Below are 25,363 nucleotides of genomic sequence, written 5' to 3' on the forward strand. Positions count from 1 at the left end.
TAAAAACGACAGAGCGGGATTACCCAGAAGGATCAGGCTGATTGCTTCTTTACGATCATTCGATCATTCGAGCAAAGGGGCATTATTATTTTGAAAGCGTTATCATTAAGAGGAGAGGCTGTGATTTGTATGATCCAAAGGAAGCTGTTTTTCTTAATCGTTTTCATGTTGACGATAGTAGTTCCTTTCAGCCTGGTCGGAATAAGGACCGCTTATGCGGAGACCTTACCTTATCAGACGATTATTATCGATGACGGGAGCATCACGATCAATGATGTTGTGACGCCTGATGCGGGTAACGAGAATAACGGGTTCTCCGCTCCTTATTGGACAACAAGCGCAGGAGTGAAGGGATACAATAATTCCAGTTCCAAATATACGGATGCCGTAGGTAGGAGCATCACATGGAATCCTCGCTTGGAAGCAGGGACGGCGAGAATATCGTTCTATAAGCTTGATTGGGCGGATAAAGCAGATAGTAATGTGAAGATTGAGATTGTTCATAACGGGATTACGGATGTCATGTTTATGGATCTTAGACCTTCGTCGGGTCCATCGGTCGGATGGGTGGATTTGGGGGAGTATGATTTCAGTGGTGATGATACCGAATTTGTCAGGCTGACTCGAACGCAACCTACGACGGGCACGATTATTACTCGGGCTGATGCAGTCAAGTTCGAAGGAAATATCCGGCAGCAAGCACCGCCGTTGCCCCCGCTGCGGAGCCGCACATTAGCGAATCTCAGTTACACGGAAAAAGGCAGCATCGAAAATGATAACTATAAGGCGACCTTCTATGAGGCAGCATGGGATGGGGGCAAATCCATCGTTCGTGACTTGTTCTACAAGAACACGGACACGGGAAACTGGGTGCCGATAAATAATGTGGCGGAAAGACTTGAGGAGCAATGGGTTTTGTTGGAAGGGAATGCGGGGAGCCGAACCAATTACTACGATACAATGAACAAACGCTGGATTACATTCGACGGGATCACTTTTCCCGACAGCCACACGGCGGTATTAACCGATTCCTCGCATGGAAGTGATTACGACTTGCAAGTGAACTGGTCCATGGCCGGGGATAAACCAGATGTTTCCTTCGCCTTCACGCCTCGCCGCGATGGCAATTATGTGATTGGATATCAGTCCTTCACTACAGAGCTGATCTCCGGCGTCAATGAAGTATTAAATGGATTTAGGTCGCATGCAAAAATGGTAGGTACGGTGGAATCAACAAGCTTGAGGGAGCTGAGCGCTCCGATGAGTCTGGTTGAGAAGAATGACGGTTCGGGGAATCCATTGACGTATGGGGTATTTGTACCCTCGGAAGAGCTTCCGGTTGAATTTGAACCGACGGGAGGCGTTACGAAACAACGGCTTGGCATGAGCCTTGTCAACAACGAAGGCAGCGTGCAGCCAATCCTGTATGCTCCTCAATTAGGGACTTATTCGCAAATGACCGCGGAAAACACCTATCAATTTCATATGGGTTTAATCGCTCAAAAAAGCAATCTTTATGAGTCCTACGCGGATATTCTTCGCAATGAGTACGGTTATTCGGCATACCGGGAAAATGTATCAGATCAGTCGCTTACTGACGCGATGTTCAATATGATCGATTTGCTTAAGATAGAGCCGCAAGGGGATGACTCTGTTGATTATGTTCCGTCACCCAGCGGGTGGTGGAGCCGTGCCAAGGGCTTTATTGATATCGAAAACGAGGATAGCGTTCGAACAAGCTCGAATGCGGTTCTTTTGGGGGCTTACTATTTGACTGGGGATGACCAACTTTACGATACGAGAGCATTGCCGTCCGTCCAGTATGGCGTATCGCGAAATGGTATCGGTTGGTCGCCGACGCAGAAGAAAGTATACGGTGTGCCTTCGTTATGGAAAATGGCTACTCTGCCGTTCGATGTTTCAAGCGTAGCCGCTGTCAATCAGATGATGGGCACTTCGGCAGGAATTGGGGCGCTGGCACAGGAAGAGTACCTCGTGCGTGACCCTGACCAGAAAGACCGGGGGCCTGTCATTCAGCCCCTGATGATGTATCGTATGACGGGAGATGCGCAGTATTTGCAGGCTGCCAAGGATGCAGCCGACAGCTATATCATGCAGCATATCGATACGCCTGCATCCGTGAATGTAAGTAAAAATGAGTTCATTTATTATTATAGCAAGCTGTGGATGGAGATTTTGGAGCTTTACGAGGAAACTCAGGATCCCAAATACTTGAATGCCGCTTATAAGGAAGCCAAACGGTATGCAACCATGTTCGTTGCTCGTCCAGTTCCTGAAGGTAACGTTACGATTCCGCAGCCTGAGACGTATAATTACGCGGAGTCGTTCCATTGGCCGGAAAGCGGTAAATTTCAATATCCTAGGATCAAGCTCCCAGAAGATGTAGCCGGAGGCGTACAAGCGGATAGTTGGCTTGTTTCTCCCAATGGATTGACGTTTGAAGCGGGAAGTACAACCGGCTATTATCGGATGAATGCTCAGGAAGCTCCATTCATGCTGAGATTGTCGCTCTATACAGGTGATAAACTGCTGCAGGATATTGCTCATAATGCGGTTATTGGTCGATATTCCAGTTATCCAGGTTATTACTATAAAGGCTTCGCCGTTAGCCAACTTGAACCGGATTTTCCTCTGGAAGGCCCAAGCGGGGCTACATCCATCTATTATCACCATATACCGGGGCAGCTCGGGCAAACGATGGATTATTTGATTAGCGAACAATCGTTGAAATCGAACGGGAGTATTACATTTCCTTCGGTATACGAAACTAATTTTTTATGGTTCAAATATCACCTTTATGGGAATAAACCAGGTCATTTCTACGGTAATTCCGACGTTTGGCTCTGGATGCCCAAAGGAATTATCCAGACTAACGATCCTCAGTTGAACTGGATAACAGGAGAGAGCGGGGATAAATTCTACATCGGGTTAAGCAACGTATCGTCAGATGAAGTTCAGACTTCAATCGAATTGAATGAACAAATCATTGGGTTCAATCCGGCACAAGATTATACCGTAACGATCATCCGCGATAATGGCACACCAGAACAAGCGGTTATGAGTGGCGGAATCATTCAAGCCACGGTTTCAAGCAAGGGAATCACCGCTATCATTGTAGAAGGACTCAACATTGATGTGCCGCTGCACCAGGTCAGAACTGCGGATACATCGGATGCAAGCTATTTCTTCGATATCCACAGTCCGATCGATGCGGTTAAAGGCATGCTGATCGTCAAGCCCGACGAAACGGTTTATGATGCTTATGTGCAGGCCAAAACGACGAAACCAGCGACAATTCATTATTCCTTGGATGGCGGGGCTACGTACACGACCATCCCGGATACGATCTATCCGATGGAATGGTCGATACGGGTGAACGATTTATCCCAAACCTTCACGTATTATGTGGAATCGGAAGGGAAACAGACCCGCAAGCGGACACTCTATCTGCCTGATCAAGTAACGGAAACTCCAGTCCAACCCGATGATGGGCAGGATGGTTCATCTATCATTGTGGATAATACGGAGGCGGAGACAGAAGGTGTTTGGATAAGGGATACGACGGCTAACGACTATTACTATGATAACTATGTGTATGCCAAATCGACAGCCGGCACAGCGACAAGCAAAATGAAATGGCGGCCGGAGCTGCCGGAAAGTGTTACTTACAGTGTGTATTACAAGCTTCCGCAAATAACGGCTGCGACTGAAAATTGGGCAACGAATGCCTCATTTACCGTTTATTATAGCGGGGGCTCCGAGACGGTTACCGTTGATGAGACAACGGCGAATGGTACTTGGGTACACCTAGGTGACTATCCTTTTGCTGCAGGAGATAGCGGCTACGTGGAACTAACCAATAAGGCCAACAAGTCAAGGGTAGTTGCCGATGCGATAATGTGGGTGGACCCAAACAGGATACCGCAATTGGAATCTGCGGTGATCCTGTCCGATAGGAACGAGCTGCAGATGACTCAAACCGCACAACTGAGTGTAACCGGCTATTTGGATAACGGTTTGATCGGTGATTTGACACAGGCCAATGTGCAGTATTTCGTTAATCGTACGGATCTGGCTGAAGTGGATAGTAGCGGTAGGTTGACCCTTCTAAATCTCGATGGGGAAACGGATCACATTGAGGTATGGGCCACTGTAACGATTGACGGAGTCACCTTAACAACTCCTTCTTTGAACATAACGATCAAGGACCTGACGGTTATCGTCGATAGTACAAATACAACTGGGTTATACACGACAGAAGGGTCTTGGAGCCAAAGCAATTTAGCCGGATACAAAATTGGGGTTAAGTCTCGGTACTCTACAGTTCAAGGATCATCAGCAACGTGGAAAGGCCAGTTTCCAGAGGGGAAATATACGGTCTCCATCTACAAGCTCGTCCATACAACGGCAAACGATAATCATGTCAAAGTAGAAGTGAAGCATCAGTCGGTTACCGAGAGCACATACATCGATGCGACAGTCGGCTCATCGGGTTGGGTGAATCTTGGAACGTTCGACTTTACAGGAGACGGCAGCGAGTATGTTCGTTTAACCAGGGAGACTCCAACAACTGTAGATCCGCCAACCCTTCCTGCCGATATGATCTATACGAGGGCTGATGCAGTCAAGTTCGAACGGCATTCCGTTAGTCCGCCGCTGCTTGCAAATGGGGCGCCAGGTAAACCGGCACTTTCGAATAATAGCGGTGTTGCGACAGGCTTACATGACGGCAATTATGAGGTTACGATGAATATGTGGTGGGGAAACAGTGGCTCACTGTATAAGTTGTACGAGAATGGCCAATTGATCCAAACGAAGTCACTGGCCGATGTTTCGCCAGCTGCCCAGACTTCCATTATTCCTATTCAAGGTAAGCCGAATGGAACCTATGTGTATACATGTGAGTTATCGAATTTGTATGGAACGACTTCATGTGATCCACACACCGTCACCGTGGCTGAGGCGAATCCCGGCAAACCTGTGTTGTCCAGTGACAACTGGGATCAAGATGGGAACTATACCATTACTGCTAATATGTGGTGGGGCACGAACGCAGCACAGTATCGATTATATGAAAATGGCGAACTTATTGAAACGCAACCTTTATCTTCACAAACATCAAGTGCTCAATCGGCCATTACACAAATTTCCAGGAAATCTCCTGGCATTTATCAATATCGCGGCGAGTTTATGAATGGAAGTGGAACAACGGTAAGCGATATTATAGAAATTATTGTGAAATAATCCTATGAGCTGAGTGGATGAGAACGGATCCATTCGGCTTTTTTATTACTTGGAATTTAGTATTGAACTATGTTCATTAAAGAGCATTGGCTGGAAGATACTTTGGAGAAGCGCAGCAAGAGCAAGAAGCCTATGTTTGTTTTTCTTCATCAGCCCCTTTCCGCCGTATATGAAACAGCAGAAAAGCGTCTAACCGATCTCTTCTCGAAGTATCCGCAAGTTATTTTATTCTCTGGCCATACCCATCGGGATATGCGACTTCCAAATATTAACCTAACACAGAATGAATTTACGAGCATCAATACAGCTTCTGTCTATTATACAACCTTCGCACCGACAGTAAACTGGGACGAAAGCCAAGGATTTTATGTGCAAATTTACGATGACAGGGTCGTAGTCCAAGGACGCGACTTTTACCGTAAGCAATGGATTCCCGAAGTGCATTACACGATTGATGTTCAATCGGAAACAACATTTTCTTATCGTAATAACTATGTTATTCCGGGTGAAACCGCCCTATTAACCTCAACCTTTACAAATTATGGACAAAACACAGTCGAGGCCATCCAATTGGACTTTACGGCCCCTGATGGTTGGAGAGTAGAGGCAGTAACTGATCCTCTGGTCACCAATCTTTCGCCTGGAAGTTCGATTGAAACGGATTGGCGTGTGACGCCCCCAGATACTGCTGAGCCTGGATTCGCAAAATTAAATGTAACCGTTTCATTTGAATATGAGGAAAATAATAAGCAAACAGAATGGAGTGCCGACTCCATAGTCTGGATACCAGAAAGGCTCCCAGCTGCCGATTCTTATGTAAGTGATGTGGAATGGATTCATTCCGCAAATCATTGGGGGCCCGTAGAACGGGATCAAAGCAACGGTGAAAAAGCAAAAGACGACGGAAAAACCATAACTATTGGCGGCGAAGAATATACGAAAGGCTTAGGTGTGCATGCGAATGCTGAGATTGCTTATTATATAGGCGGCAACTTCTCGACATTTACCGCAGATATCGGAATCGATGATGAAGTGGGAAATAGAGGGGCGGTCGTCTTTCAGATTTGGGCAGACGGCGAGAAAGTATATGACAGCGGGCTTGTTACCGGATCTGATTCCGTCAAAAAAGTTCATGCTGATATCTCCGGCGCAAACGTACTGAAACTGGTCGTCACTGATGGCGGAGACGGCACTGGCTACGACCATGCGGATTGGGCAAATGCCCATATTGCCAGGTCCGAGGTAAACAGCTAGGAAGGCTATCTCTATGTTAAGAAATTGAATTTATAAAACCCGTTGATCTTGATTCCAACGGGTTTTATTTTGTATATCAGAAGGAAATTGAAAAGGGCGAGTGTAATGGCAAAGGGTACATGTTCTTGTCCTCCGACAATTTCGTTTGCAACAAACAATAGTAGTATCGTTTCTGAGTATCGGAAATGTCCATTTTTTTTTTGAATTTGAAAGTGGGGGAGAGGAGGAAATGTCTTCGTTTTTTCATGTATACCGCCCGGAGAGAGTGAACAGCAAATACCGCCTTATTGAAAATAGTTTTATTTGATTCGGATGGATGCTGTGAAGTAATGATCTCTTCAAGCTTTTCTTTTTGGTCATTTGTTAGAGATTCACTAACCGTATTAAATAGCTTCTTTTCAGCCATTGCCCTTGCCTCCCACACCATTCTTTCAAGTGTAGTGATAGCAGGTAGTATGATTTTGTTTCCTTAGAAAATCTATGCATTCATGTAGTAGATGCACGGCATCACCATTTTCCAAAGCTGATTGATGAAGATGCTTAAATACCATTCGATATTCTTTTAGAGTAAAAGTTACAAAGTCGTATTCACTTCGAATTTCTTTCAAATGATCCCAAAGTGTATTTTCTCTTTGAGGATAAAGACTAAGCAAAGATGGAGTGGCACCGATTTGTTTCGATATATAATGTATGACTAATCCGGGATACCGAAGAACGGCTAATTGAACGGCGAACCCTATATATCAATAGAGTGTAGTCTTTTGATACAAGTGTAGTAGACTGATAAAATCATAGTTAAGAGCGTCTCATAAGACTTGTCTCAAAAATGAGGTGATATTTTGCGGAAAATTGGTTATATTCGTGTCGGTTCGACTAGCCAGAATCCTTCAAGACAATTTCAGCAGCTGAACGAGATCGGAATGGATATTATATATGAAGAGAAAGTTTCAGGAGCAACAAAGGATCGCGAGCAACTTCAAAAAATGTTAGAGGATTTACAGGAAGATGACATCATTTATGTTACAGACTTAACTCGAATCACTCATAGTACACAAGATCTATTTGAATTAATCGATAACATACGAGATAAAAAGGCAGGCTTAAAATCACTAAAAGATACATGGCTTGATTTATCAGAAGATAATCCATACAGCCAATTTTTAATTACTGTAATGGCTGGTGTTAACCAATTAGAGCGAGATCTTATTCGGATGCGACAACGTGAAGGGATTGAATTGGCTAAGAAAGAAGGAAAGTTTAAAGGTCGATTAAAGAAATATCATAAAAATCACGCAGGAATGAATTATGCGGTAAAGCTATATAAAGAAGGAAATATGACTGTAAATCAAATTTGTGAAATTACTAATGTATCTAGGGCTTCATTATACAGGAAATTATCAGAGCGGAACTAACTATCAAAAACTGATGTTTTTTTTATGATACAACTTCGTATGACTTATTGACGATTAATGATAACTTTGTCTAGGAGTGGAATAAATGAAAAATATAACAATATTAATAGCTGATGATGATGTTGAAATTGCTGATTTGGTTGCTATACATTTAGAGAAAGAAGGGTATCGTGTCATTAAGGTATCGGATGGGCAAGAAACCATTGATGTTATCCAGACTCAACCAATTGATTTACTGATTTTGGATATTATGATGCCGAAAATGGATGGATATGAAGTTACACGTCGCATTCGCGAAAAACATAATATGCCCATTATTTTTTTGAGCGCTAAAACGTCTGATTTTGATAAAGTGCAGGGACTCGTGATTGGAGCAGACGATTATATGACGAAACCATTTATACCCATTGAATTGGTAGCTCGGGTAAATGCACAGCTTCGACGCTTTATGAAGTTGAATCAACCTAAAACCAAACAGAACTCAAACTTGGAATTTGGAGGATTAACGATTTCTCCTGAACAACGTACAGTTACTCTATATGGTAAGAATATTGAGTTAACACCTAAAGAGTTTAAAATTTTATATTTATTAGCCAGTAATCCAAATAAAGTTTATAGTGCAGAAGATATTTTTCAGAAGGTATGGGGGGATGCATACTATGAAGGTGGGAATACCGTTATGGTTCATATTCGTACTTTGCGGAAAAAACTTGAAGAGGATAAACGAAAAAACAAATTGATAAAAACTGTATGGGGGGTAGGTTATAAATTCAATGAGTAAAATACTACGAGGCTTTCGTTCAAAAATGATAATATTGTTAGGTTTAAGCATGTTGTTGTCTAGCGCCATAACATACCTACTCTTTAAAGTACTCCAATTGTATTATTATACAAATGTTAGTTATGGAGATACACTATCTTATTTTCGCAAAATCATACAAAATATTGGAGACCTTAACGTCTTTTTACTGTTATTTATCACGCTTTCGATATTATTTTTCTTTTTACTTACAAAACCCTATTCTGCCTATTTCAATGAGATCTCAAAAGGAATTCATTATCTCGCTCAGGGTGACTTTAAGCATCGAGTTCAAATATTGTCAAATGATGAATTTAGTGATATTGCACAAGGCATTAATCTGGCAAGTGAAAAATTGGAACAAGCCATAGAAAGGGGTGACTTTTCGGAAAGTAGTAAAGAGCAATTAGTAGTAAATTTGGCTCATGATTTGCGCACACCTCTTACCTCTGTTTTAGGTTATTTAGATTTAATCCTTAAGGATGATAGCTTGACTGAAAATCAGATCAGGCATTATTTAACGATTGCCTTTACCAAATCTCAACGCTTAGAAAGATTAATTGATGAATTATTCGAAATAACTAGGATGAATTATGGCATGTTACCAATTGAAAAGAAACAAATCGATTTAAGTGAGCTACTTATTCAATTGAAAGAAGAGTTGTATCCTGTCTTCGAGAAAAACGATTTGATAGCAAGAATGAATATTACTTCCCCTTTATCTATTATGGGTGATGGAGAGTTGTTGGCACGTGTGTTTGAAAATCTTCTGATTAATGCAAATCGCTATGGGTATGAGGGGCAGTATGTAGATATCAACGGTTTTATTGATTCAGAGGAAGTAGTTATTCAAGTTATCAATTATGGGGATGCCATTCCTCCAGATGAACTGCCTCATATTTTTGATATGCTTTATACTGGTGACAAAGCACGAACTCATCAAGAAAATAGTGCAGGTCTCGGTTTATTCATTGCGAAGAATATTGTAGAGCAACACAGTGGGACAATAACTGCCGAAAGTGATTTAATACGCACTATATTTGAAGTCCGATTACCAATGGCGGATTCCTAAGAAGATTAATAATAAAATCCAAGTGAAAATTTAAGAAAAATTTAATATTTACCCCACTTTTTATTTTAAAAGTTTTTCCTATCCTATAAACAAGTTACATCAAGGAGGAGACTAAAAATGAAAAAGTGGGGATTTTTATTGGTTTTTGCATTATTTCTAGTTTTTATTTTTAATATATTACCGATATCCCAAGATAAAGTAGAGGATCAAATATATGAACAAAATGATAATACAGCTACTGAAAATACCCAAAAGGTTGAGATTACAGAAGAGCAGATCTATCAAGGGAATCTGCTTTTGGTTAACAGTGAATATGCTGTTCAACAAGCTGGTATAAAATCGGATATCATAAATTTATTTACACACAAAGAATTAACAACCGGATACCAGTTACTTAATAGTGAAATAAAATTATCAGAAGAAATAGCTGAAAAATTTTCGGAGATGATAGCTGCGGCTGAAGAGGATGGGGTTAGTAATTTCTTAATTAGCAGTGGTTATCGAGACTTTGATGAGCAAAACAGACTGTACGAGGAGATGGGGGCTGACTATGCTTTGCCAGCTGGTCATAGCGAACACAATTTGGGGTTATCGCTTGATGTGGGATCTACTCAAATGAAGATGGATAAAGCACCTGAAGGAAAGTGGATAGAAAAAAATTCTTGGGAATACGGCTTTATATTACGCTATCCCTTGGATAAAACGGATGTTACAGGAATTCAATATGAACCTTGGCATATTCGCTATGTCGGCTTGCCTCACAGTGCGATTATGAAGGAAATGAATTTAGCTTTGGAAGAATATTGGGATTATTTAAAAGAAGCAAAGAGCATTTCTGTAAGTGTTGATGGGAAAAAATATACAATTTCATATTATCCCATTTCTCAAAACGAGACAATTGAAGTTGAAGTACCAGCGAATGAACAGTATGAAATATCTGGTAATAATATTGATGGAGTAATTGTGACCACCCGTTCTTGAATTATGTTCTAAAATGACAAATTCATAGATTAAAATGTAAAGTTAGGAGATTCTATATGCATACAGGAGTTTTGATTAGTTATTTGTATACTTATTTTTTTACTATTATTTTTTGTATTGTGTTTCAAATTGGATTTTATTTTAAAGCGCGAAAAAATATATCTATTCGGCATTTTCTATGGGTGTATGTTTTTCTGTTCTACCTTTCGCTAGTGTATAAGATGACGCAGATAGCGACTATATGGGATATAAGAAGATATGAAACATTGATTCGTGCAAGTGAAATCAACCTGATTCCATTTGCTTCTGAAGGTATTACTACGTATGTTTTGAACATTTTACTGTTTATGCCGTTAGGTTTTTTATTGCCAACTATTTGGCCGCAGTTTAGAACAATTAAAAATACTGCATGTACTGGGTTCTTTTTTTCATTGGCTATTGAGCTAAGTCAATTGCTAAATCATAGGATTACAGATATTGATGATTTACTTATGAACACCCTAGGGGCGATTATTGGGTATTTATTATATAGAGCTTTATTTAAAATGATATATAAAAGAGGTGAAAAAAAGATTGATAATAAATCTTCTCTAGTAATACAATACGAGGCTATTTTTTATTTAGTTTGCTCACATGTAGGTATGATGTTAATTTATTATCCAGCTTTATTTCGAAAAATTATCTAAATGAACATTATGATTGTCTGTATATATAACGAGGAAAGGGGTTAGGTTATCAGCTGCCTGTGTATGAAAAATATCGGCATTACCATTTATGGATGTGAGAGGGACGAGGCTGAAGTGTTCAATGAACTTTCGCCACGCTTTGGTGTCATACCTGCCATTACAAGCTCTGCCGTATCGGAAACCAACGCAATGTTAGCCCCCGGCAATCAATGTATCAGCGTGGGGCACAAATCTGAGTTTTCCGAATCCATTCTTCTTGCGCTGAAGGAATCTGGCGTCAAATATATCTCTACCCGAAGTATTGGCTGCAATCACATAGACGTGAAGGCCGCGGAAAGTATGGGTATCGCTGTTGGAAACGTGGCATATTCACCGGATAACGTTGCCGATTATACATTGATGCTGATGGCGATACGAAACGCAAAATACATTGTGAGCCGTGCGAAAAAATATGATTTCAGATTGGATACTGTCCTTGGAAAAGAATTGCGTGAGATGACTGTTGGCGTGCTGGGGACCGGTCATATAGGCAAGGCGGTTATTGAGCGACTGCGGGGATTTGGATGTCATGTGCTGGCGTATGGTCACAGCAAAGAGGCGGCGGCCAATTATGTATCCCTCAATGAATTGCTGCAGAAAAGCGACATTCTCAACATTCATGTGCCGCTCGGCACGGACACATATCATATGATTGGTCACGAACAGATTGAAGCAATGAAACAGGGCGCGTTTCTTATCAATACAGCGCGGCGGGCTTGTGGATACCGGCGCGCTGATCAAAGCGTTGGAAAATGGAAGGTTAGGCGGCGCGGCGTTGGATGTGTTGGAAGGAGAAGAAGGACTTTTCTATTTTGATTGCACACAGAAACCGATTGACAACCAACTTTTGCTTAAGCTCCACAAGATGCCAAATGTGATCATCGCCGCATACGGCGTACTATACCGGACTGGCATTGTATGATACCGTTGAAAAGACAATATTGAAATGTCTGGACTTTGAGAGGAGAGATACACTTGAATAGATTGAAAATAGCCCTCCTGTTTGGGGGCTGCTCAGAGGAACACGATGAGTCGGTAAAATCGGCGAAAGAGATTGCCGATAACATCGACACAGAAAAATATGAGCCGATATACATCGGAATCACCCGATCCGGTGTTTGGAAAATGTGCGAAAAGCCATGCGTGGATTGAAAACCGGTAGACGGATATGTCGGAGGACAAGAACATATACGCATATGGAGTCGCGGGAATCGCGGCTTTTTTGTTTTAACAATATAAGTTCTTGTCCCGAGTTGAGGACAAGAACTTATATTGTTAGCCGAAATGGACAAGAACTTGTATTCATAGCCGATTAGATAATCGTATCCCGATATAAGAAGCCAGGACCCTGTACGAAAATTACACGATTGCTTTAGGATGTAAAGCACAGATCAAACTCGAAACAACGTAACAGGAGAGGGAAGCGATCTCCAATTTAGTAGCTCGAGCTTCTCCAGAATAAGCCTGACCTTGTATGAACGGCCCTGCAGGCGGTCAGCTCATCTATATACGACTTTGCATTACTTTGAGAAATTGTAAACCTAACGAGCGTTAGTTTGTCCCACACCCTGGCGGCTTAGCAGAACTTGATTGTAACCATCCCACCAGAATCGCAGTTGCGCAGTTCTAGTTGTCCTGCGTGCGTTTTTGCTACTTCCGTTGCAAACCAAAGGCCAAGACCATTGTGTCCATCGGTGCCACGCGCTACATCACCACGCCATAGGCGCTCTGTTGCATGGTGTAACGCCGCCTTGCTAAAGCCGGGGCCTTCATCACGCACAACAACTTGCCAGCCGCCATCTACCATGCTGCCTTCCAAATACACGTTTCCACCCGCCGGTGTATGCTCGATGGCATTCTGCACCACATTACCGAGGGCGCGAAGTAAATGGTCTTTCTGAATGCTCGCAGCACCATCCAGGCCGTTTTGGGTTTGCAAGCAAGCCCTCTTGGCTTCTGCAATGGCCATTGTGCTCTGGCAAAGCTCGTCAAACATGGCGGGCAGGCTGGTGTTTTCAAATGCCTCATCCGCACCGGCGGAGGTTTCCAGCAGGCTGGCAACATACTGCTTGGCCCGGTCGTTGCTTGCCACAATTGTTTCCACCATTTTTCGGCTGCTCTCAGGTAGTTCTTCATCCAGCAGAAGTTCGGCATTGCCTCCCACCAGAGTGAGCGGGGTTTTTAAATCATGCGCGAGTGCTGCTATTGCCGCCTCGCGTTCTTGCTGTGCTGCCCACTGGGAGGATAGGGAGCTGTACAATGCCTCCCGCATATGTTCCATAGCACCGAGCGCCTGGTCGTACTCCCGTATGCCCGCGTGCGGAATTGCGAAATCCAGCTCCTGCGCGCCTACCTTCTCGCTCACCCCGCTGAATAGCTTCAGCTTGGCGGCGAGGCGCCAACGGAGCCACAGGGTGTTAAAGAGCAGACAAAGCACCCATGCCACACCAAGTGTGGCCAGCCACAGGTATTCAAAGGGGGGTAGCATGTCGCGCAGCACAGGGTTGGCAAACTCTGCCCTGTAATGCCAGCGAAAGATTACGGTGCTTCCATCCGCGTAGGTGTGCCGCGAAACATGTATGCTGTAGGCGTCCTCCTGTAAAAACCCGGCCAGGACTTCCAGCTTCTTTCCCTCTACGTTGCTTTCCAACACTTCACCGTTCCGGCCAAACAAAGCGTACTCGGCCAGAAAATCGTCACCAGGAGAAACAAAGGTTTTTGGCTCTCCGGCTAGCATTTGCTCCACCTGTTGGTTGGAGACGGCTCCCTGGTAAGTAACGCCGATGTTTTGAAGCTGCACCAGGACGAAATACCATGCCAGGAAACATAACAGCATACAGCCAAGCATAACTATGGCAAAACGCAAAAGCACAAAGGAAAGGCTTACAGAACGCTGTCTTTTCGCCATTTGTAGCCCACCCCCCAAACGGTTTCTATGGGGCTGAGGCCGTCGGCTTTCAGCTTGGCGCGGATATTTTTGATGTGCTCCGCAACGGCCGATGAATCTCCCTCCGCGTCAAAGCCGAAAACCGCTTCGTATAATTGTTCTTTGGTAAACACCTGTCCGGCGTGCAGGGCCAGGTGCTCACAGATGGCGTATTCGCCCTTGGTAAAGGGCAGTGTGTGTTCACCCGCGATGGCCGCTTTTGCCTGCATATCAAAGCGCACACCGCCTCGGCTCAGGGTGTAGGTCGGCTGGCGCACCTCCCGCCGCAGATGGGCGTTTACCCGTGCGCGCAGCTCCGAAATACTGAATGGCTTTTTAATGTAATCATCGGCGCCCAGGCCAAAGCCCTGTACAAGGGACGCATCTTCCGCCTTGGCGGTTAAGAACAGGATGGGGCAATCCACCTCGGCACGGATACGGCTGCAAAGGGAAAAGCCATCCTCGCCAGGCATCATCACATCGAACAGCAGAAGATCGTACAGCTGGCACCGGGCGGGCTGCACGGTAGCGGCATCCGCTTCGGTGTCTACCTGGTGCGTGCCGTCCTTTTCCAGGGCGGCACGCACCAGGGTCAGCATATCAAGGTCATCATCGACCACTAACAGTTTCGGCATAGTCTATCCTCCTTGTTTTACTCTTGTATGACTTTACCTTCCCATCTACTAAACCATAGTAGTGACAAAACTAGAACAATCGAAGTAATGATAATCATAGAAATAATTCCAAGAAAAATCGGTGCATTTGAAAAGTCAAAATAATTTTTCAAAAACCGAACACCCCATTCCCAAGGAATTATCGGCCAAATTTTATCACCAATAGCATTTTCAAAGAAACCGGCTAAAATTGTACCAGATATCCCTAACAAAACAGAAATACTTGAACCAAACCTAAAAGCAATTGGTAGGTGTAATAAATATAAAAATAAGTTGCCAAATAAAAATATATAAAATATGACAAGATATGAACCAAAGTGTGTTATGCAGATATCTAGAAACAAATTGACTCCAACATAGAAACAAAGTTCATATATTATCATACTTATGGCTGAAAGAAACAGTAGAAAGAGCAATTTCCCTAGGTATACGCTTCTTCGAGACTCCACTAAACCTAAAGCATTTTGAATATTGTTTATATTCCTATCTAAATTAATTAAAATTGGCACAACAATACTAACAAAAATCGGATAACATATTTGTAATATAATGAAAAACAACCTCACATCAGGAATAATATGGTATCCAGCAAAAGCGTAATAAACTAAAAATAATGTTGTAACCACTATAGGCAGTAACAAATGCAATAAAATAATTGGAGTTCGTTTGATTTTGGTAAAGTTAGAAAAAAACTCCCTTCTAATAGTCATTTGCGATATACCTGCCTTCCATACCAGCGCGAAAACAAGATTAAAAGAACTAACATAGCAAGCAAGGATACCAATACCAGCAACGAACTTTCTCCTAAATTCAAAATGTATCTTGAATCTGCTTCAACCAATAATCCGTTTGGCAAAACTCCAAATAAGGTAACCATAAACCTCGCAGGCCAGCTATATGGGAAGAACCAAAACAAAGGCGTCAAGGAAAAAAACAAACCGCCGAACGCACTGGCAAACAAATTTATTATCACAGAACCAACAAATCCGACTTTTTGAGCCAAAAACAAGCAGAAAGGGATCTGCCATAATAAAGAGAGCCACAATAAGCAGTATCCTAAAATATAATATCCGGTATGACCAATTGCAACTGAACCACCTGACAATATGCCTTCAGAGATAACAGTGATAAACGATAGCAATAATGATATTATCAAAAGATTAAACGCTATCAAAATTGTTTTAGAAATAAAAGTCTTCTTCAATTCGATGGGCAAACTATAAAGAGTTCGGTATTTGTGTTTTTGATCCTTATTATTAACTAAATGACATAAAATCACAATGGACAAAGACGCAATAGGCATACACCAATTGCAAACTATAGAGCTTGAAAAACCACCTAAACCAATACCAATAAATATAAATATCATAGATATTAAAATTAAAGCTACTGGAATAAATATAATGAGTTTTCTAAATAGGGAGCGTTTAAATTTCAAGTTTTCTGCTTTTAAATATGTTCGTAACATCAGGATGCACGCTCCTTTCTGACGATATCCATAAACAATTGTTCTAGATTTTCATTTGCATCAATTTTATCTTGATACAGTAGCGATCCATTGTATATGATCCCTATGTCATCGGCAACTTGTTGTACTTCGCTTAAATTATGACTTGATATAATTACAGAAATCCCAGACTCCGCAAATCTTCGAATCATTTTCCTTAATTCTTCAATACCAAAAGGGTCTAACCCGTTTGTAGGTTCATCTAAGACTAATAATTTGGGGTTATTTAGTAGCGCTAATGCTATACCCAATCTCTGTTTCATTCCCAACGAAAAATCGGTTGTCTTTTTGTTTTTAGCATCCATCAAGTCCATTTTTTGTAAAACCTCATTACATTTATTTGTTGAAATCCCCATAAGAGTCGCTCGCACTTTTAAATTTTCAAATGCCGTTAAATTCTCATACAGTGGAGGTGATTCGATTAATGAACCAATATTCATTAAATCTTTTCGAGTCCAAGGGTGATTATTGAATAATATTTCACCCGAATTCGGTCTGATAATTCCTGTAATCATCTTCAATAATGTTGATTTGCCAGCACCATTAGGTCCTAATAAACCGTAGACAGAATTTTTTCTTACAGACATAGATAAATCTTTTATTGCATACGTCTTTCTAAATTTTTTAGAAACATTATTGGTTTTTATTATGTACTCACACATTAAAACTTCCTCCATTTCACATTTAGCAGCCGGTTTGTACAGTGTCCGTTCCATAGGGTTGTACCTCCTTTTGATTTGTCACTGCTACGGTAACAGCTATTTTTAAGGATTTTATAAGGAAGCGGGTGCTTACTCAAAAATTCACCCCGGCCAGCAGTTCGGTTAGCGCCACACCAACCGTTGCGCGATAGAATAGGATGAAAAACAGGGAGTGGAATACCGTAAACAAAACGCAGTTTTTCCGGCTGCCCTTTACGCCGAAAATGCTTCCGCAGCTTTTTAGTAAACTGCACGGAGTGTTTTACATCCCAGCTGTTGAAACGGATATAAGCTTCAGCTATTTTCTCAGAAGGGGTATGAGGAAACCAGTGTAGCTGAAATTACATCGGTTGCAGGCATTTTTTTAATTATTTTCCATCTAAAGAAGCCGTTTAATGGAACTTCAAGAAATCTTATTTTTCAATGAGATTACTGATATAAATGGTAAAAGTGGTCCATTTACTCCACGTATTTTGACTTTATTCAAAAAGATGGGGGACTCCATGAAAGAAAATCATGCACTTTTTACAACTGCTGCGGTCTAAACAAGCAAAAGCAGTATTATTTCTAATATAGAAACGATGATTCCACTATTTGAAAAGGGGCAGGAAACTGGCGATTTTACGACCTCTATTCCACCTGAAATTATGGCACGTACAGCAATACAACTTTATCTGGGGACATTAATGAGTTGGAGTACTTGGGCTCATTCAGATAGCCTAGGTGTTATTAGGCAGCAGCAACTTAATTACGCATAACTCCAGTTAGACGAAATCATAGTAAAGAGAACCTATGTTTGGTTCTAATCCAAATGTTTTTCGTGCGTTTCAAGGGAATTAAAAACACTTCATTAAAATGTTATAACGATTAACCGTCCTGAATCTCATTAACAATCAGATTGGCATATTGAATATCGTTCATAAGAAGTAATGGAGATCACAAGGAGCGGGAGGGAGACTTCTCGTTCTTTTTTATCTGAAGAAGATACCTGGTGCGGCTAGTAACCTGCCTGAGCGATCGATGAGGCGTAGACCCATCCACCGGGGGGTTGCTCCGGTTCGCGAGAATGTGCCCAGCAATCGTAGAGTTTTGGGAAGGGGTCCAAACGTGGAGAGTTTACTCCAGTACGTAATTATAAGGAGTCAAGGGAATGGGAATGTCCAGTTGGATATATCGAATCAAATCTAGAGTACCTTGTATTGTTTAATCAAAAAGAAATGGAAGTTGCAACATCGATGAGTATTATGAGGGAACTCCAATCAATCGTTTTTTCAAATGGTTCCATGTATTTGAAGATGAAATTAATCATAGAGGGTAAATAAACCTCATCAAAAAAAGGATTTAAAGAAGTGGCCTTATATAAAGAAGAAACCAGCGAGGGATCGTTATGTATGAAGATTTAAGAGGGAAAGTAGTATTTATTACAGGTGCCGGATCGGGAATAGGTAGATCGACAGCATTGTCTTTTGCTCGGCAATGCGCCAGTATTTTTGTTGTTGATCTATATGAAACAGAAGGTAAAAGGACTATAGAAGAGTGCGAGTCCTTAGGTGGAAAAGGTGCCTTTATAAAGGCTGATGTAAGTATAGGGTCAGAAGTAGAAGAAGCAGTAAGTACTTGTCTCCGTACTTTTCAAAGAATTGATATTGGTGTTAATAACGCAGGCATATGCATTGGTGGATTAACGGCTAAGTGCAATGAAGAGGATTTTGATAATGTTATAAGTGTAAATTTGAAGGGAACTTGGTTATGTATGAAACATGAAATACAAGCAATGACTCTGCAAGGACGTGGAGTCATTATTAAATACTGCTTCAATTGCTGGACTAATTGGTCTTAAACACCATGCTGCATACGTTGCTAGCAAACACGGTATCATTGGTCTAACGAAGACGGCAGCAGTTGAGTATGCATATAAAGGGTTACGCGTTAATGCCGTTTGTCCAGGTACAATACATACGGATTGGGTTGGAAGAGTCACAGATAAATTAAATAAAGCCCATCCAATCGGGAGGACTGGTACGCCTCAAGAGGTTTTGTTCGAGCCGGACGGATCGGATGAGGATGTGCTTCTGAGAGAGGGCGCTGCTGGACAATTACCTGGAAAGCGGTCAGCAGGAGGCCTTCCGTCAGGTGGTCGCCGAAATATTCGATTGAAAAAATTATGCAACTACTTAACTTATGAATGAAAGAAGGTATAGAAAATGATACGAGAAATTGAAGAGCAATTCACTGAAGAGATCCTTACCGAAGCAATAAAGCGATATAACATTAATAATGAACTTCGTCATGCATTGCTGTATATTTATTTTCATCAAGCAAACGATGTGTCAAAATTGGATGAAGAATCGATGAACAGGTTAAAAGAGATTCAACGAGTAGCCGCTTCTGATGACCCTATACTGCCGATTGATTTTGTTCAAGAATTTAAAAGCATTTATAATAGTATTCATTAACCTGGGAGCATCGCATTTTACTAACGTAGGGGCTGACTCAACACAGCCGGCTCATAGGGGCCGGCTGTGTGTTTTTTTAACTTATATTTTTTTCGATAAAAAATGGTGTTATTTAGTGTATGACACTAAATAGAATTGTCGAGGGACAAAAACATGGTCCCATTGAAAGTCGCTAAATTGGCGGCTTTTTTTGTTTATCGGTACAAGTTCTTGTCCCGAGTCCAGGACAAGAACTTGTACCGATTGCCGAAATGGACATGAAAATGTTCCGATTACCGATTAGATGATCGTCTAATCAGGTAACAAAACAATCTTTTAAAAGGCTGCAATCGACTCGGCAGCTTTCCTTAAACTAACGGGCAGGATAGTTTTAATAGTTTCTCGAACACTCTTCATATGGGATAATTTACAAAGTTCGCAAATAAGACGTTATAGGAAAGTTATGCAAAGCCTACAAAAGAAAAAACTTATTAGAAGGAGTGATTCAAATGAAAGTACAAGATCTACAAACTGTATTTATTAGGGTTAGTAATTTGGATAGGTAATTACCATTTTATTCCGATGTGCTTGGTTTACAATTGCGAAATGTTGAACAATGGGATAATGGTAGAGGAGCAAATTATAATTTTCCAAACCAATCAACATTACTTACATTAATTGAAGTTGGAGAAGCATGTGAACCTTTAAAACATCCAACTATTAATTTGTATTGTAATAACATTTTAGAAGCATATGAAGAACTAAATAATAAAGGAATTGTCTTAGGAGCAATTAATAAGTGGTCTTCAGATTGGAATGACCATGTCAATTTTGATATTTATGATCCAGATGGAAATGCAATAAATTTAATAGAATGGACTCTTCGAAAGTAATAAACAGTTACTCGAAGAAGGCATAATGTAGCATTGTAATAAAGTTCGATAATTTGTATTAAAGATTGATATTATTAAAAACTTTCAATGCTATAGATGGATCGATGTTAAGCTAACGGGAAGATTTACGCAAATGAATACTATTTTTTGTATTAGGAAATATTGATGCCGTAGGTAAGAAAGCTAAGGAGGGATTCATTTGAGATTTATTCTTAGCGCGGTTATCATTGCCATGGTGACTTATATACACGGAATTGGAGATGAGCCAAAGCAAGTGCTCACCGCCGCTTTTGCTGAAGCGCAGCCATCACTAACACAGGATAAGGAACTTTTGAGACGCTTAGAAAAATTAGAGCCTCCTACACCAACAGACATTCAAACTCCATTTTTTCAGCGTCCATTTCCGTCAATGATGAAAACAACAAAAGAAGTGATGCATAGAGGCGTTATACTGCCGTTTAGGCTTATATTGAATGATTCACAGTGGCAAAGACCGTTATATAAAGAGCAATGGCACAGTACATATTCTGGAGGACGTTGGGCGTATATGCCTTTAAGATTGTTCTATGCTCAGCACAGGCTATTTACAACGTCTGCGGTGGGGTTGTCGAACTTGTATGATTTCTTGCATAACTTAGGTTTAAGTGACCTTAATGTTGAGCAAAAAGGTGCAACTCAAGAGGAGCGAGTAAATGAGGTAGTCGCCGTTGTAATGCAAGCTAAGATAGAACGCGTTGTGACAAAAGGGAATCAAGTAGTCATCGTTGCCAGACCGCAGCGAACAGGTGTACAAGCAATTACAATAAATAAATTGAACATGAAGCTCGATAATGAAGATGAAGCCATTCTTTTTCAATTAGTTACACCAGATGGGGATGAAATTGATTATTCTATTTATTAAAAAAAATAAAAGTTCATTAAGCTAACGTTTATACTATACCGATCGTCAACCTTTCCGATTTTAATATCGTATTGGTGAACGAGCCGAACCTTATTTTGATTCAGGGAATGGCGAGAACAAAGGGAGAACGCCCAACAGCCAATATTATCGCAAAAAGTACGGAGTTACCTACCACATTAAACAGACAATTGAACCAGTATATGATGTAGTGGTGGGAGATGAGTTGTGGATCGCTTACGATGAAGGTACGCAAGAAGCCATGATAATTAACTATTCTTCAAAATAGTAAAGGTTACTTGATAAATAGGGCTATAATGGAGTCAAATAAGCCTGTCGCTTCGGCAGGCTATTTGATTTGTATGAATTTTGAAGTTTTTGTTGTTTTTTGTGAACCTTATCAGATCTTTGATGATCTAATGTATAAAGAGACCAGAAAGGAAGGGGGAATGTAAGTGGATATTTATGAGAAAGCAGAGCTTGCAAGGCAAGGGGATAAGGAAGCTTAGAACCTAAAACTTTTAAAATATTAAATGATAAATTCGAGTTGATTGGGGCTTCATTAGAAGATTCGCAAAACGAAGATGGGAGTTATGAAACAGCGATCTCATTTTACGGGGAAATGGAAAATGAAGTTTTGAATAATAAATGGAGCGCATACGATTCAGCTGGCAAGAAATATGAAGCGCATTTTAGAGGCGCATCAGGATATATAAATACGCTGCCTGATAGTTGGAAGGTGGGATTGATCGAAATGGGAGACCGTAACATGCCGAATCCATATCAATTTCGAATTGAAGGGTTAAGTCAAATTCCCAAGGAGCTTACACTGGTAAGAGAAGTAGTAAATAAACGTTACACAGATCCGGACTGGTCGGTCTTGATGGAATGAATAGATATCTCCAATTCTATTGTTGGATTTGCAACATCATTGAATATCTCCCGTTTAAGTATATAAGAAGAAGTTCAATAATCTATTAAAGAGCGAGGATAGAGGGAAATAGAATGTTAAATATATCTATATGTCCTTATTTATATCGATGATTTTTCTCTTTATCCAAAAGATCTTTCAATGTTCTGTTTATAATTTAGGCAATAGGGGCTCGATATAACACGATTAATGATACTCTACACCCGTGGTATCCTGCAGGAGAACAGTATTGCGTCATCTGACCTGGTTATTGTCCGAGTCACTCGGCGTTTCCGAATTTGTTGCGCGGTTCACCTGAGATGAATTGTTCGCACTGAATATGATCGCGTCCAAGCGAGAAGCCTCATCAGATCTATGGACACGCTGTCCCCGAACCTGCTTCGGCTTGAAGATGGGAACGGGATATCGTTTACATGATCACCTGTAACGAATAAAGAAAGATGCTATGCCGAATACGAAAAAAAGAAGTCGACCAACGAAATGGTCGACTTCTTTTTTTCTATTGCGCGGTCAAAATTTGTGGACCTTCAGCCGTGATGGCGATCGTATGCTCGTATTGGGCGGCGAGCTTGTTGTCCATCGTCCGTGCGGTCCAGCCGTCCGGATCGATTGTCATGAAGTAGGTGCCTTCGGTGATCATGGGCTCAATCGTGAACACCATACCTTCCTTGATACGGAGGCCTTTTCCAGGCTTGCCGACATGCATATAAGTCGGCTCCTCGTGCAGGTCGCGGCCGATTCCATGGGCGAGAAGGTCGCGCACGACGCCGAAACCGTGTGATTCCGCATGCCGCTGAATCGCGCTCGTCACGTCGCCGAGTCGATTGCCGGGCTGCGCCTGCTCGATGCCCAGGTCAAGACATTCCTTCGTGACACGCATCAACTTCTCGGCCGTCGGCGAGATCTGCCCGACCGCATAACTCCAGGCCGAATCGCCGAGCCAGCCATCGAGCTCAGCGACCGTGTCGATCGTCACGATATCGCTTTCCTCAAGTGGCTTATTGCTAGGGAAGCCATGTGCGATCACATCGTTGGCGGAGGCACAGGTCGCATATTGATAGCCCTTATAGCCTTTCTGGTATGGCTTTGCGCCGTGCTTCAACATAATGTCCTCGAATATGCGCTCAATCTCGTTAGTGGTAATACCCGGTTTGATAAGCGGGGCGATTGTACGATGGCATTCAGCCACCACTTGGCATGCCTTGCGGATAGCCTCAATTTCATGCTTGCTTTTTATAATGACCATGTTCGTATCAGGACTCCTTCGTAATAGCTTGCATAGCGAGTCGGGCGATTCGATCGACGTCCAGGTCGGAATTGCCCGCATAGTAGTGCAGCCCACAGCAACCGACCAGCACGGCAAGCATATGGTCGACGCTGTCGTCTTCGCACTGGGCGATCGATTGGAGTGGAACGTACAGCCGTTCCATAAATTTTCTTTTGGCGTGGTGTCGATCCCTTTCAGGCAAGCCTGCATAATGTTCCGCCGCCATTTTGTAGACGAGATATGCGCGGGCGTCCGACTGCCACAGCCGGAGCAGCGCTTTACAATACGTCAACAACTGCCAGTCATCCGGGGGGCTGCCGCTGATGTTCGCCCATTTTGCGATAACTTGCTCGCATCGCTCGAAGCCGCTTCCTAACACATCTTCTATTAATAAATGCCGGTTGGGGTAATAATGGTATACTGTGCCGTAACCAAGCCCTGCCTCGCGGGCGACGTCGCGAATATCAAAGCTGCCGCCCGTGCGAAAGTAGGAGCGCGCGGCGACGTCCAGGATCTGTTCTCTGCGCTGTATGCGTATGAGCTCATTTTGTTCTTTGGTACGGGGGCACATAGCGTGTTAACCTCCTTATATAGACCTGCAAATTTGTCAATATAAAAATAGTAACGCATGGGGTGGAGAAATGCAAAAGATTTGTTGGTGTTCGATAAAATGAAGTACAGAACAATAAAGAACTAGACCGTAATAATAAAGTTGTAGACTGGGCGCTGGCGTTAACCTAATGGGAGACGATAGCACCATGATATTAGGCAACCGAGATCAGACCTTTTCGGGCGTTCTTGGACGTGGGCGTATCCGTACCACGAAATTGGATGAAGCAATTGGCTCTCACCTGTCGAATTCCAATGTGCTTTATACGGATTCCTGGCGTGCGTTCAGTTCCTATGCCAATCAAAAGGGTTCGGCACATTACCGTTTCAAGTCCGATGGGAATCAGCACGTTAAAGGCGTTTACCATATCCAGAAGGTCAACAGCTACCATAGCCGCCTTAAACGATGGATGGACCGCTTTAACGGAGTAGCAACTAAGTATTTAGAGCATTACCTGGCGTGGTTCCGCTATCTCGACAGTAAGGAATATGAGAATACAACGTCGAATAAGAAAAACATGTTGGTGACTTCATGCCTGTTTTCTGTAAAGGAAACAAACGCTAGACTTCGACGGATGGCTTACTTTTAAGCTAGTTGAGGTCAAGAATGTACCTCTTGTCGTTTACCTTGATTTGTCGGTATAGCAAAATACACCGGAGGTTCGAGTATGGCAATCATATTTGTTACAGGCTTATCAGGAACAGGTAAGTCAACCGTCTGGAACGTAGGGAGCTAGCACGTGGCGATGGCCATCCTGGTTTAGCAAAATCGCAGTTCTTCACGGTCCACGCCGATTATGATTACGATATTAACGTTGATACGTTTAAATACAATCCAGAGGAATGTGCTTTGCAGATCAAAGAAATGCGGAATTTGGACTAGGCGGAGCAATTTACTCGCATGAAGAGTAAATTGGTGAAGAAAAATAATTCAATTATATAGATATGATTTGTCGAGGGACAAGAACATGCTCCCATAGAAATTCGCTATTTTAGCGGCTTTTTTGTTTTATC

At 42.0% G+C, this 25,363-nt stretch carries 22 protein-coding genes and 5 pseudogenes; 19 read left to right on the top strand and 8 right to left on the bottom strand.

Going from position 1 to position 25,363, the window contains the following annotated elements:
* Positions 1-165: 165 nt before the first annotated feature.
* Both B9N86_RS14715 and B9N86_RS14720 read left to right on the top strand, forming a co-directional pair.
* Entirely contained in the window at positions 166-5,265 is a 5,100-nt protein-coding gene (locus tag B9N86_RS14715; protein ID WP_208919936.1) for a golvesin C-terminal-like domain-containing protein, read from the top strand.
* Between the two features lie 69 nt (positions 5,266-5,334).
* Positions 5,335-6,519 (top strand): NPCBM/NEW2 domain-containing protein, encoded by a 1,185-nt coding sequence (locus B9N86_RS14720; RefSeq protein WP_208919937.1) that lies wholly within the window; start codon positions 5,335-5,337, stop codon positions 6,517-6,519.
* Between the two features lie 292 nt (positions 6,520-6,811).
* On the opposite strand, the pseudogene B9N86_RS14725 reads toward B9N86_RS14720, so the two are convergent.
* Positions 6,812-7,259 (bottom strand): annotated as a pseudogene (locus B9N86_RS14725) (DUF4158 domain-containing protein); the annotation flags it as partial.
* Positions 7,260-7,358: 99 nt separating this feature from the next.
* Between B9N86_RS14725 and B9N86_RS14730 the strand changes: the two are divergent.
* From B9N86_RS14730 to B9N86_RS14760, 7 genes and pseudogenes are all read left to right on the top strand, one after another.
* On the top strand, positions 7,359-7,931 hold the full coding sequence (locus B9N86_RS14730) for a recombinase family protein (RefSeq protein WP_208919938.1): 573 nt from the start codon (positions 7,359-7,361) through the stop codon (positions 7,929-7,931).
* Positions 7,932-8,016: 85 nt separating this feature from the next.
* A complete protein-coding gene (gene vanR, locus B9N86_RS14735; RefSeq protein WP_208919939.1) occupies positions 8,017-8,712 on the top strand; it encodes a vancomycin resistance response regulator transcription factor, VanR-F/VanR-M family in 696 nt (231 codons plus the stop codon).
* The gene (gene vanS / locus B9N86_RS14740; protein ID WP_208919940.1) at positions 8,705-9,802 is read left to right on the top strand and encodes a vancomycin resistance histidine kinase VanS; all 1,098 of its coding nucleotides are present in this window, start codon (positions 8,705-8,707) and stop codon (positions 9,800-9,802) included. The genes vanR and vanS overlap by 8 nt, the downstream gene beginning before the upstream one ends.
* A 117-nt stretch (positions 9,803-9,919) precedes the next feature.
* Positions 9,920-10,783, top strand: a complete 864-nt coding sequence (vanY, locus tag B9N86_RS14745; protein ID WP_208919941.1) for a VanY-A/VanY-F/VanY-M family D-Ala-D-Ala carboxypeptidase — start codon at positions 9,920-9,922, stop codon at positions 10,781-10,783.
* Between the two features lie 56 nt (positions 10,784-10,839).
* On the top strand, positions 10,840-11,469 hold the full coding sequence (vanZ-F, locus tag B9N86_RS14750; RefSeq protein WP_208919942.1) for a glycopeptide resistance protein VanZ-F: 630 nt from the start codon (positions 10,840-10,842) through the stop codon (positions 11,467-11,469).
* 189 nt (positions 11,470-11,658) lie between these two features.
* A pseudogene (locus B9N86_RS14755) lies at positions 11,659-12,430 on the top strand (NAD(P)-dependent oxidoreductase).
* A 53-nt stretch (positions 12,431-12,483) separates the two neighbouring features.
* Positions 12,484-12,657, top strand: a pseudogene (locus tag B9N86_RS14760) (D-alanine--(R)-lactate ligase VanF); the annotation flags it as partial.
* A 427-nt stretch (positions 12,658-13,084) separates the two neighbouring features.
* On the opposite strand, the gene B9N86_RS14765 reads toward B9N86_RS14760, so the two are convergent.
* The 5 genes from B9N86_RS14765 to B9N86_RS14785 are packed head-to-tail and all read right to left on the bottom strand — an operon-like array spanning position 13,085 to position 17,277.
* On the bottom strand, positions 13,085-14,416 hold the full coding sequence (locus tag B9N86_RS14765; protein ID WP_208919943.1) for a sensor histidine kinase: 1,332 nt from the start codon (positions 14,414-14,416) through the stop codon (positions 13,085-13,087).
* A complete protein-coding gene (locus B9N86_RS14770; RefSeq protein WP_208919944.1) occupies positions 14,392-15,069 on the bottom strand; it encodes a response regulator transcription factor in 678 nt (225 codons plus the stop codon). Before B9N86_RS14770 ends, B9N86_RS14765 begins: the two co-directional genes overlap by 25 nt.
* Before the next feature lie 17 nt (positions 15,070-15,086).
* The gene (locus B9N86_RS14775) at positions 15,087-15,818 is read right to left on the bottom strand and encodes a lantibiotic immunity ABC transporter MutG family permease subunit (RefSeq protein WP_208919945.1); all 732 of its coding nucleotides are present in this window, start codon (positions 15,816-15,818) and stop codon (positions 15,087-15,089) included.
* Complete coding sequence (locus tag B9N86_RS14780; protein ID WP_208919946.1) at positions 15,815-16,576, bottom strand: lantibiotic immunity ABC transporter MutE/EpiE family permease subunit; 762 nt, start codon at positions 16,574-16,576, stop codon at positions 15,815-15,817. The genes B9N86_RS14775 and B9N86_RS14780 overlap by 4 nt, the downstream gene beginning before the upstream one ends.
* Positions 16,576-17,277 carry a lantibiotic protection ABC transporter ATP-binding protein gene (locus B9N86_RS14785; RefSeq protein WP_208920393.1) on the bottom strand — a complete coding sequence of 234 codons (702 nt, stop codon included), beginning with the start codon at positions 17,275-17,277 and terminating at the stop codon, positions 16,576-16,578. Before B9N86_RS14785 ends, B9N86_RS14780 begins: the two co-directional genes overlap by 1 nt.
* Before the next feature lie 434 nt (positions 17,278-17,711).
* Between B9N86_RS14785 and B9N86_RS14795 the strand changes: the two genes are divergently transcribed.
* From B9N86_RS14795 to B9N86_RS14825, 8 genes and pseudogenes are all read left to right on the top strand, one after another.
* Positions 17,712-17,861 carry a hypothetical protein gene (locus B9N86_RS14795; protein WP_208919947.1) on the top strand — a complete coding sequence of 50 codons (150 nt, stop codon included), beginning with the start codon at positions 17,712-17,714 and terminating at the stop codon, positions 17,859-17,861.
* A gap of 36 nt (positions 17,862-17,897) precedes the next feature.
* Positions 17,898-18,074, top strand: coding sequence for a hypothetical protein (locus B9N86_RS30010; RefSeq protein WP_210190686.1), 177 nt, complete (start codon positions 17,898-17,900; stop codon positions 18,072-18,074).
* Between the two features lie 629 nt (positions 18,075-18,703).
* Positions 18,704-19,156 (top strand): SDR family NAD(P)-dependent oxidoreductase, encoded by a 453-nt coding sequence (locus B9N86_RS14800; protein WP_208919948.1) that lies wholly within the window; start codon positions 18,704-18,706, stop codon positions 19,154-19,156.
* Positions 19,107-19,505, top strand: coding sequence for an SDR family oxidoreductase (locus tag B9N86_RS14805; protein ID WP_208919949.1), 399 nt, complete (start codon positions 19,107-19,109; stop codon positions 19,503-19,505). The genes B9N86_RS14800 and B9N86_RS14805 overlap by 50 nt, the downstream gene beginning before the upstream one ends.
* Positions 19,506-19,520: 15 nt before the next feature.
* Positions 19,521-19,772, top strand: coding sequence for a hypothetical protein (locus B9N86_RS14810; protein WP_208919950.1), 252 nt, complete (start codon positions 19,521-19,523; stop codon positions 19,770-19,772).
* Positions 19,773-20,332: 560 nt separating this feature from the next.
* Positions 20,333-20,644 (top strand): annotated as a pseudogene (locus tag B9N86_RS14815) (VOC family protein); the annotation flags it as partial.
* Positions 20,645-20,843: 199 nt separating this feature from the next.
* Positions 20,844-21,545, top strand: coding sequence for a hypothetical protein (locus tag B9N86_RS14820; protein WP_208919952.1), 702 nt, complete (start codon positions 20,844-20,846; stop codon positions 21,543-21,545).
* Between the two features lie 619 nt (positions 21,546-22,164).
* Positions 22,165-22,434, top strand: coding sequence for a hypothetical protein (locus B9N86_RS14825; RefSeq protein ID WP_208919953.1), 270 nt, complete (start codon positions 22,165-22,167; stop codon positions 22,432-22,434).
* Between the two features lie 538 nt (positions 22,435-22,972).
* Here B9N86_RS14825 and map read toward each other — a convergent pair.
* Both map and B9N86_RS14835 read right to left on the bottom strand, forming a co-directional pair.
* Positions 22,973-23,719, bottom strand: coding sequence for a type I methionyl aminopeptidase (gene map, locus B9N86_RS14830; RefSeq protein WP_208919954.1), 747 nt, complete (start codon positions 23,717-23,719; stop codon positions 22,973-22,975).
* A gap of 7 nt (positions 23,720-23,726) precedes the next feature.
* Positions 23,727-24,311 (bottom strand): TetR/AcrR family transcriptional regulator, encoded by a 585-nt coding sequence (locus tag B9N86_RS14835; RefSeq protein WP_208919955.1) that lies wholly within the window; start codon positions 24,309-24,311, stop codon positions 23,727-23,729.
* A 211-nt stretch (positions 24,312-24,522) separates the two neighbouring features.
* Between B9N86_RS14835 and B9N86_RS14840 the strand changes: the two are divergent.
* Together B9N86_RS14840 and B9N86_RS30975 are read left to right on the top strand one after the other, a co-directional pair.
* Positions 24,523-24,939: pseudogene (locus tag B9N86_RS14840) on the top strand (IS1595 family transposase); the annotation flags it as partial.
* Positions 24,940-25,067: 128 nt separating this feature from the next.
* Complete coding sequence (locus tag B9N86_RS30975) at positions 25,068-25,232, top strand: phosphotransferase-like protein (protein WP_208920395.1); 165 nt, start codon at positions 25,068-25,070, stop codon at positions 25,230-25,232.
* Positions 25,233-25,363: the final 131 nt, after the last annotated feature.

It is taken from the genome of Paenibacillus uliginis N3/975, from assembly GCF_900177425.1.
Lineage (GTDB): Bacteria > Bacillota > Bacilli > Paenibacillales > Paenibacillaceae > Paenibacillus_AQ > Paenibacillus_AQ uliginis.

Coding starts and splice junctions, on each gene's coding strand:
- B9N86_RS14780 (WP_208919946.1), bottom strand. CDS start 16,576: ATGTTACGAACATATTTAAAAGCAGAAAACTTGAAATTTAAACGCTCC.
- B9N86_RS14770 (WP_208919944.1), bottom strand. CDS start 15,069: ATGCCGAAACTGTTAGTGGTCGATGATGACCTTGATATGCTGACCCTG.
- B9N86_RS14715 (WP_208919936.1), top strand. CDS start 166: ATGTTGACGATAGTAGTTCCTTTCAGCCTGGTCGGAATAAGGACCGCT.
- B9N86_RS14785 (WP_208920393.1), bottom strand. CDS start 17,277: ATGTGTGAGTACATAATAAAAACCAATAATGTTTCTAAAAAATTTAGA.
- B9N86_RS14720 (WP_208919937.1), top strand. CDS start 5,335: ATGTTCATTAAAGAGCATTGGCTGGAAGATACTTTGGAGAAGCGCAGC.
- B9N86_RS14825 (WP_208919953.1), top strand. CDS start 22,165: ATGGAAAATGAAGTTTTGAATAATAAATGGAGCGCATACGATTCAGCT.
- B9N86_RS30010 (WP_210190686.1), top strand. CDS start 17,898: ATGATTCCACTATTTGAAAAGGGGCAGGAAACTGGCGATTTTACGACC.
- B9N86_RS14810 (WP_208919950.1), top strand. CDS start 19,521: ATGATACGAGAAATTGAAGAGCAATTCACTGAAGAGATCCTTACCGAA.
- B9N86_RS14775 (WP_208919945.1), bottom strand. CDS start 15,818: ATGACTATTAGAAGGGAGTTTTTTTCTAACTTTACCAAAATCAAACGA.
- map (WP_208919954.1), bottom strand. CDS start 23,719: ATGGTCATTATAAAAAGCAAGCATGAAATTGAGGCTATCCGCAAGGCA.
- B9N86_RS14835 (WP_208919955.1), bottom strand. CDS start 24,311: ATGTGCCCCCGTACCAAAGAACAAAATGAGCTCATACGCATACAGCGC.
- vanY (WP_208919941.1), top strand. CDS start 9,920: ATGAAAAAGTGGGGATTTTTATTGGTTTTTGCATTATTTCTAGTTTTT.
- vanZ-F (WP_208919942.1), top strand. CDS start 10,840: ATGCATACAGGAGTTTTGATTAGTTATTTGTATACTTATTTTTTTACT.
- B9N86_RS14795 (WP_208919947.1), top strand. CDS start 17,712: ATGGAACTTCAAGAAATCTTATTTTTCAATGAGATTACTGATATAAAT.
- B9N86_RS14765 (WP_208919943.1), bottom strand. CDS start 14,416: ATGGCGAAAAGACAGCGTTCTGTAAGCCTTTCCTTTGTGCTTTTGCGT.
- vanS (WP_208919940.1), top strand. CDS start 8,705: ATGAGTAAAATACTACGAGGCTTTCGTTCAAAAATGATAATATTGTTA.
- vanR (WP_208919939.1), top strand. CDS start 8,017: ATGAAAAATATAACAATATTAATAGCTGATGATGATGTTGAAATTGCT.
- B9N86_RS14800 (WP_208919948.1), top strand. CDS start 18,704: ATGTATGAAGATTTAAGAGGGAAAGTAGTATTTATTACAGGTGCCGGA.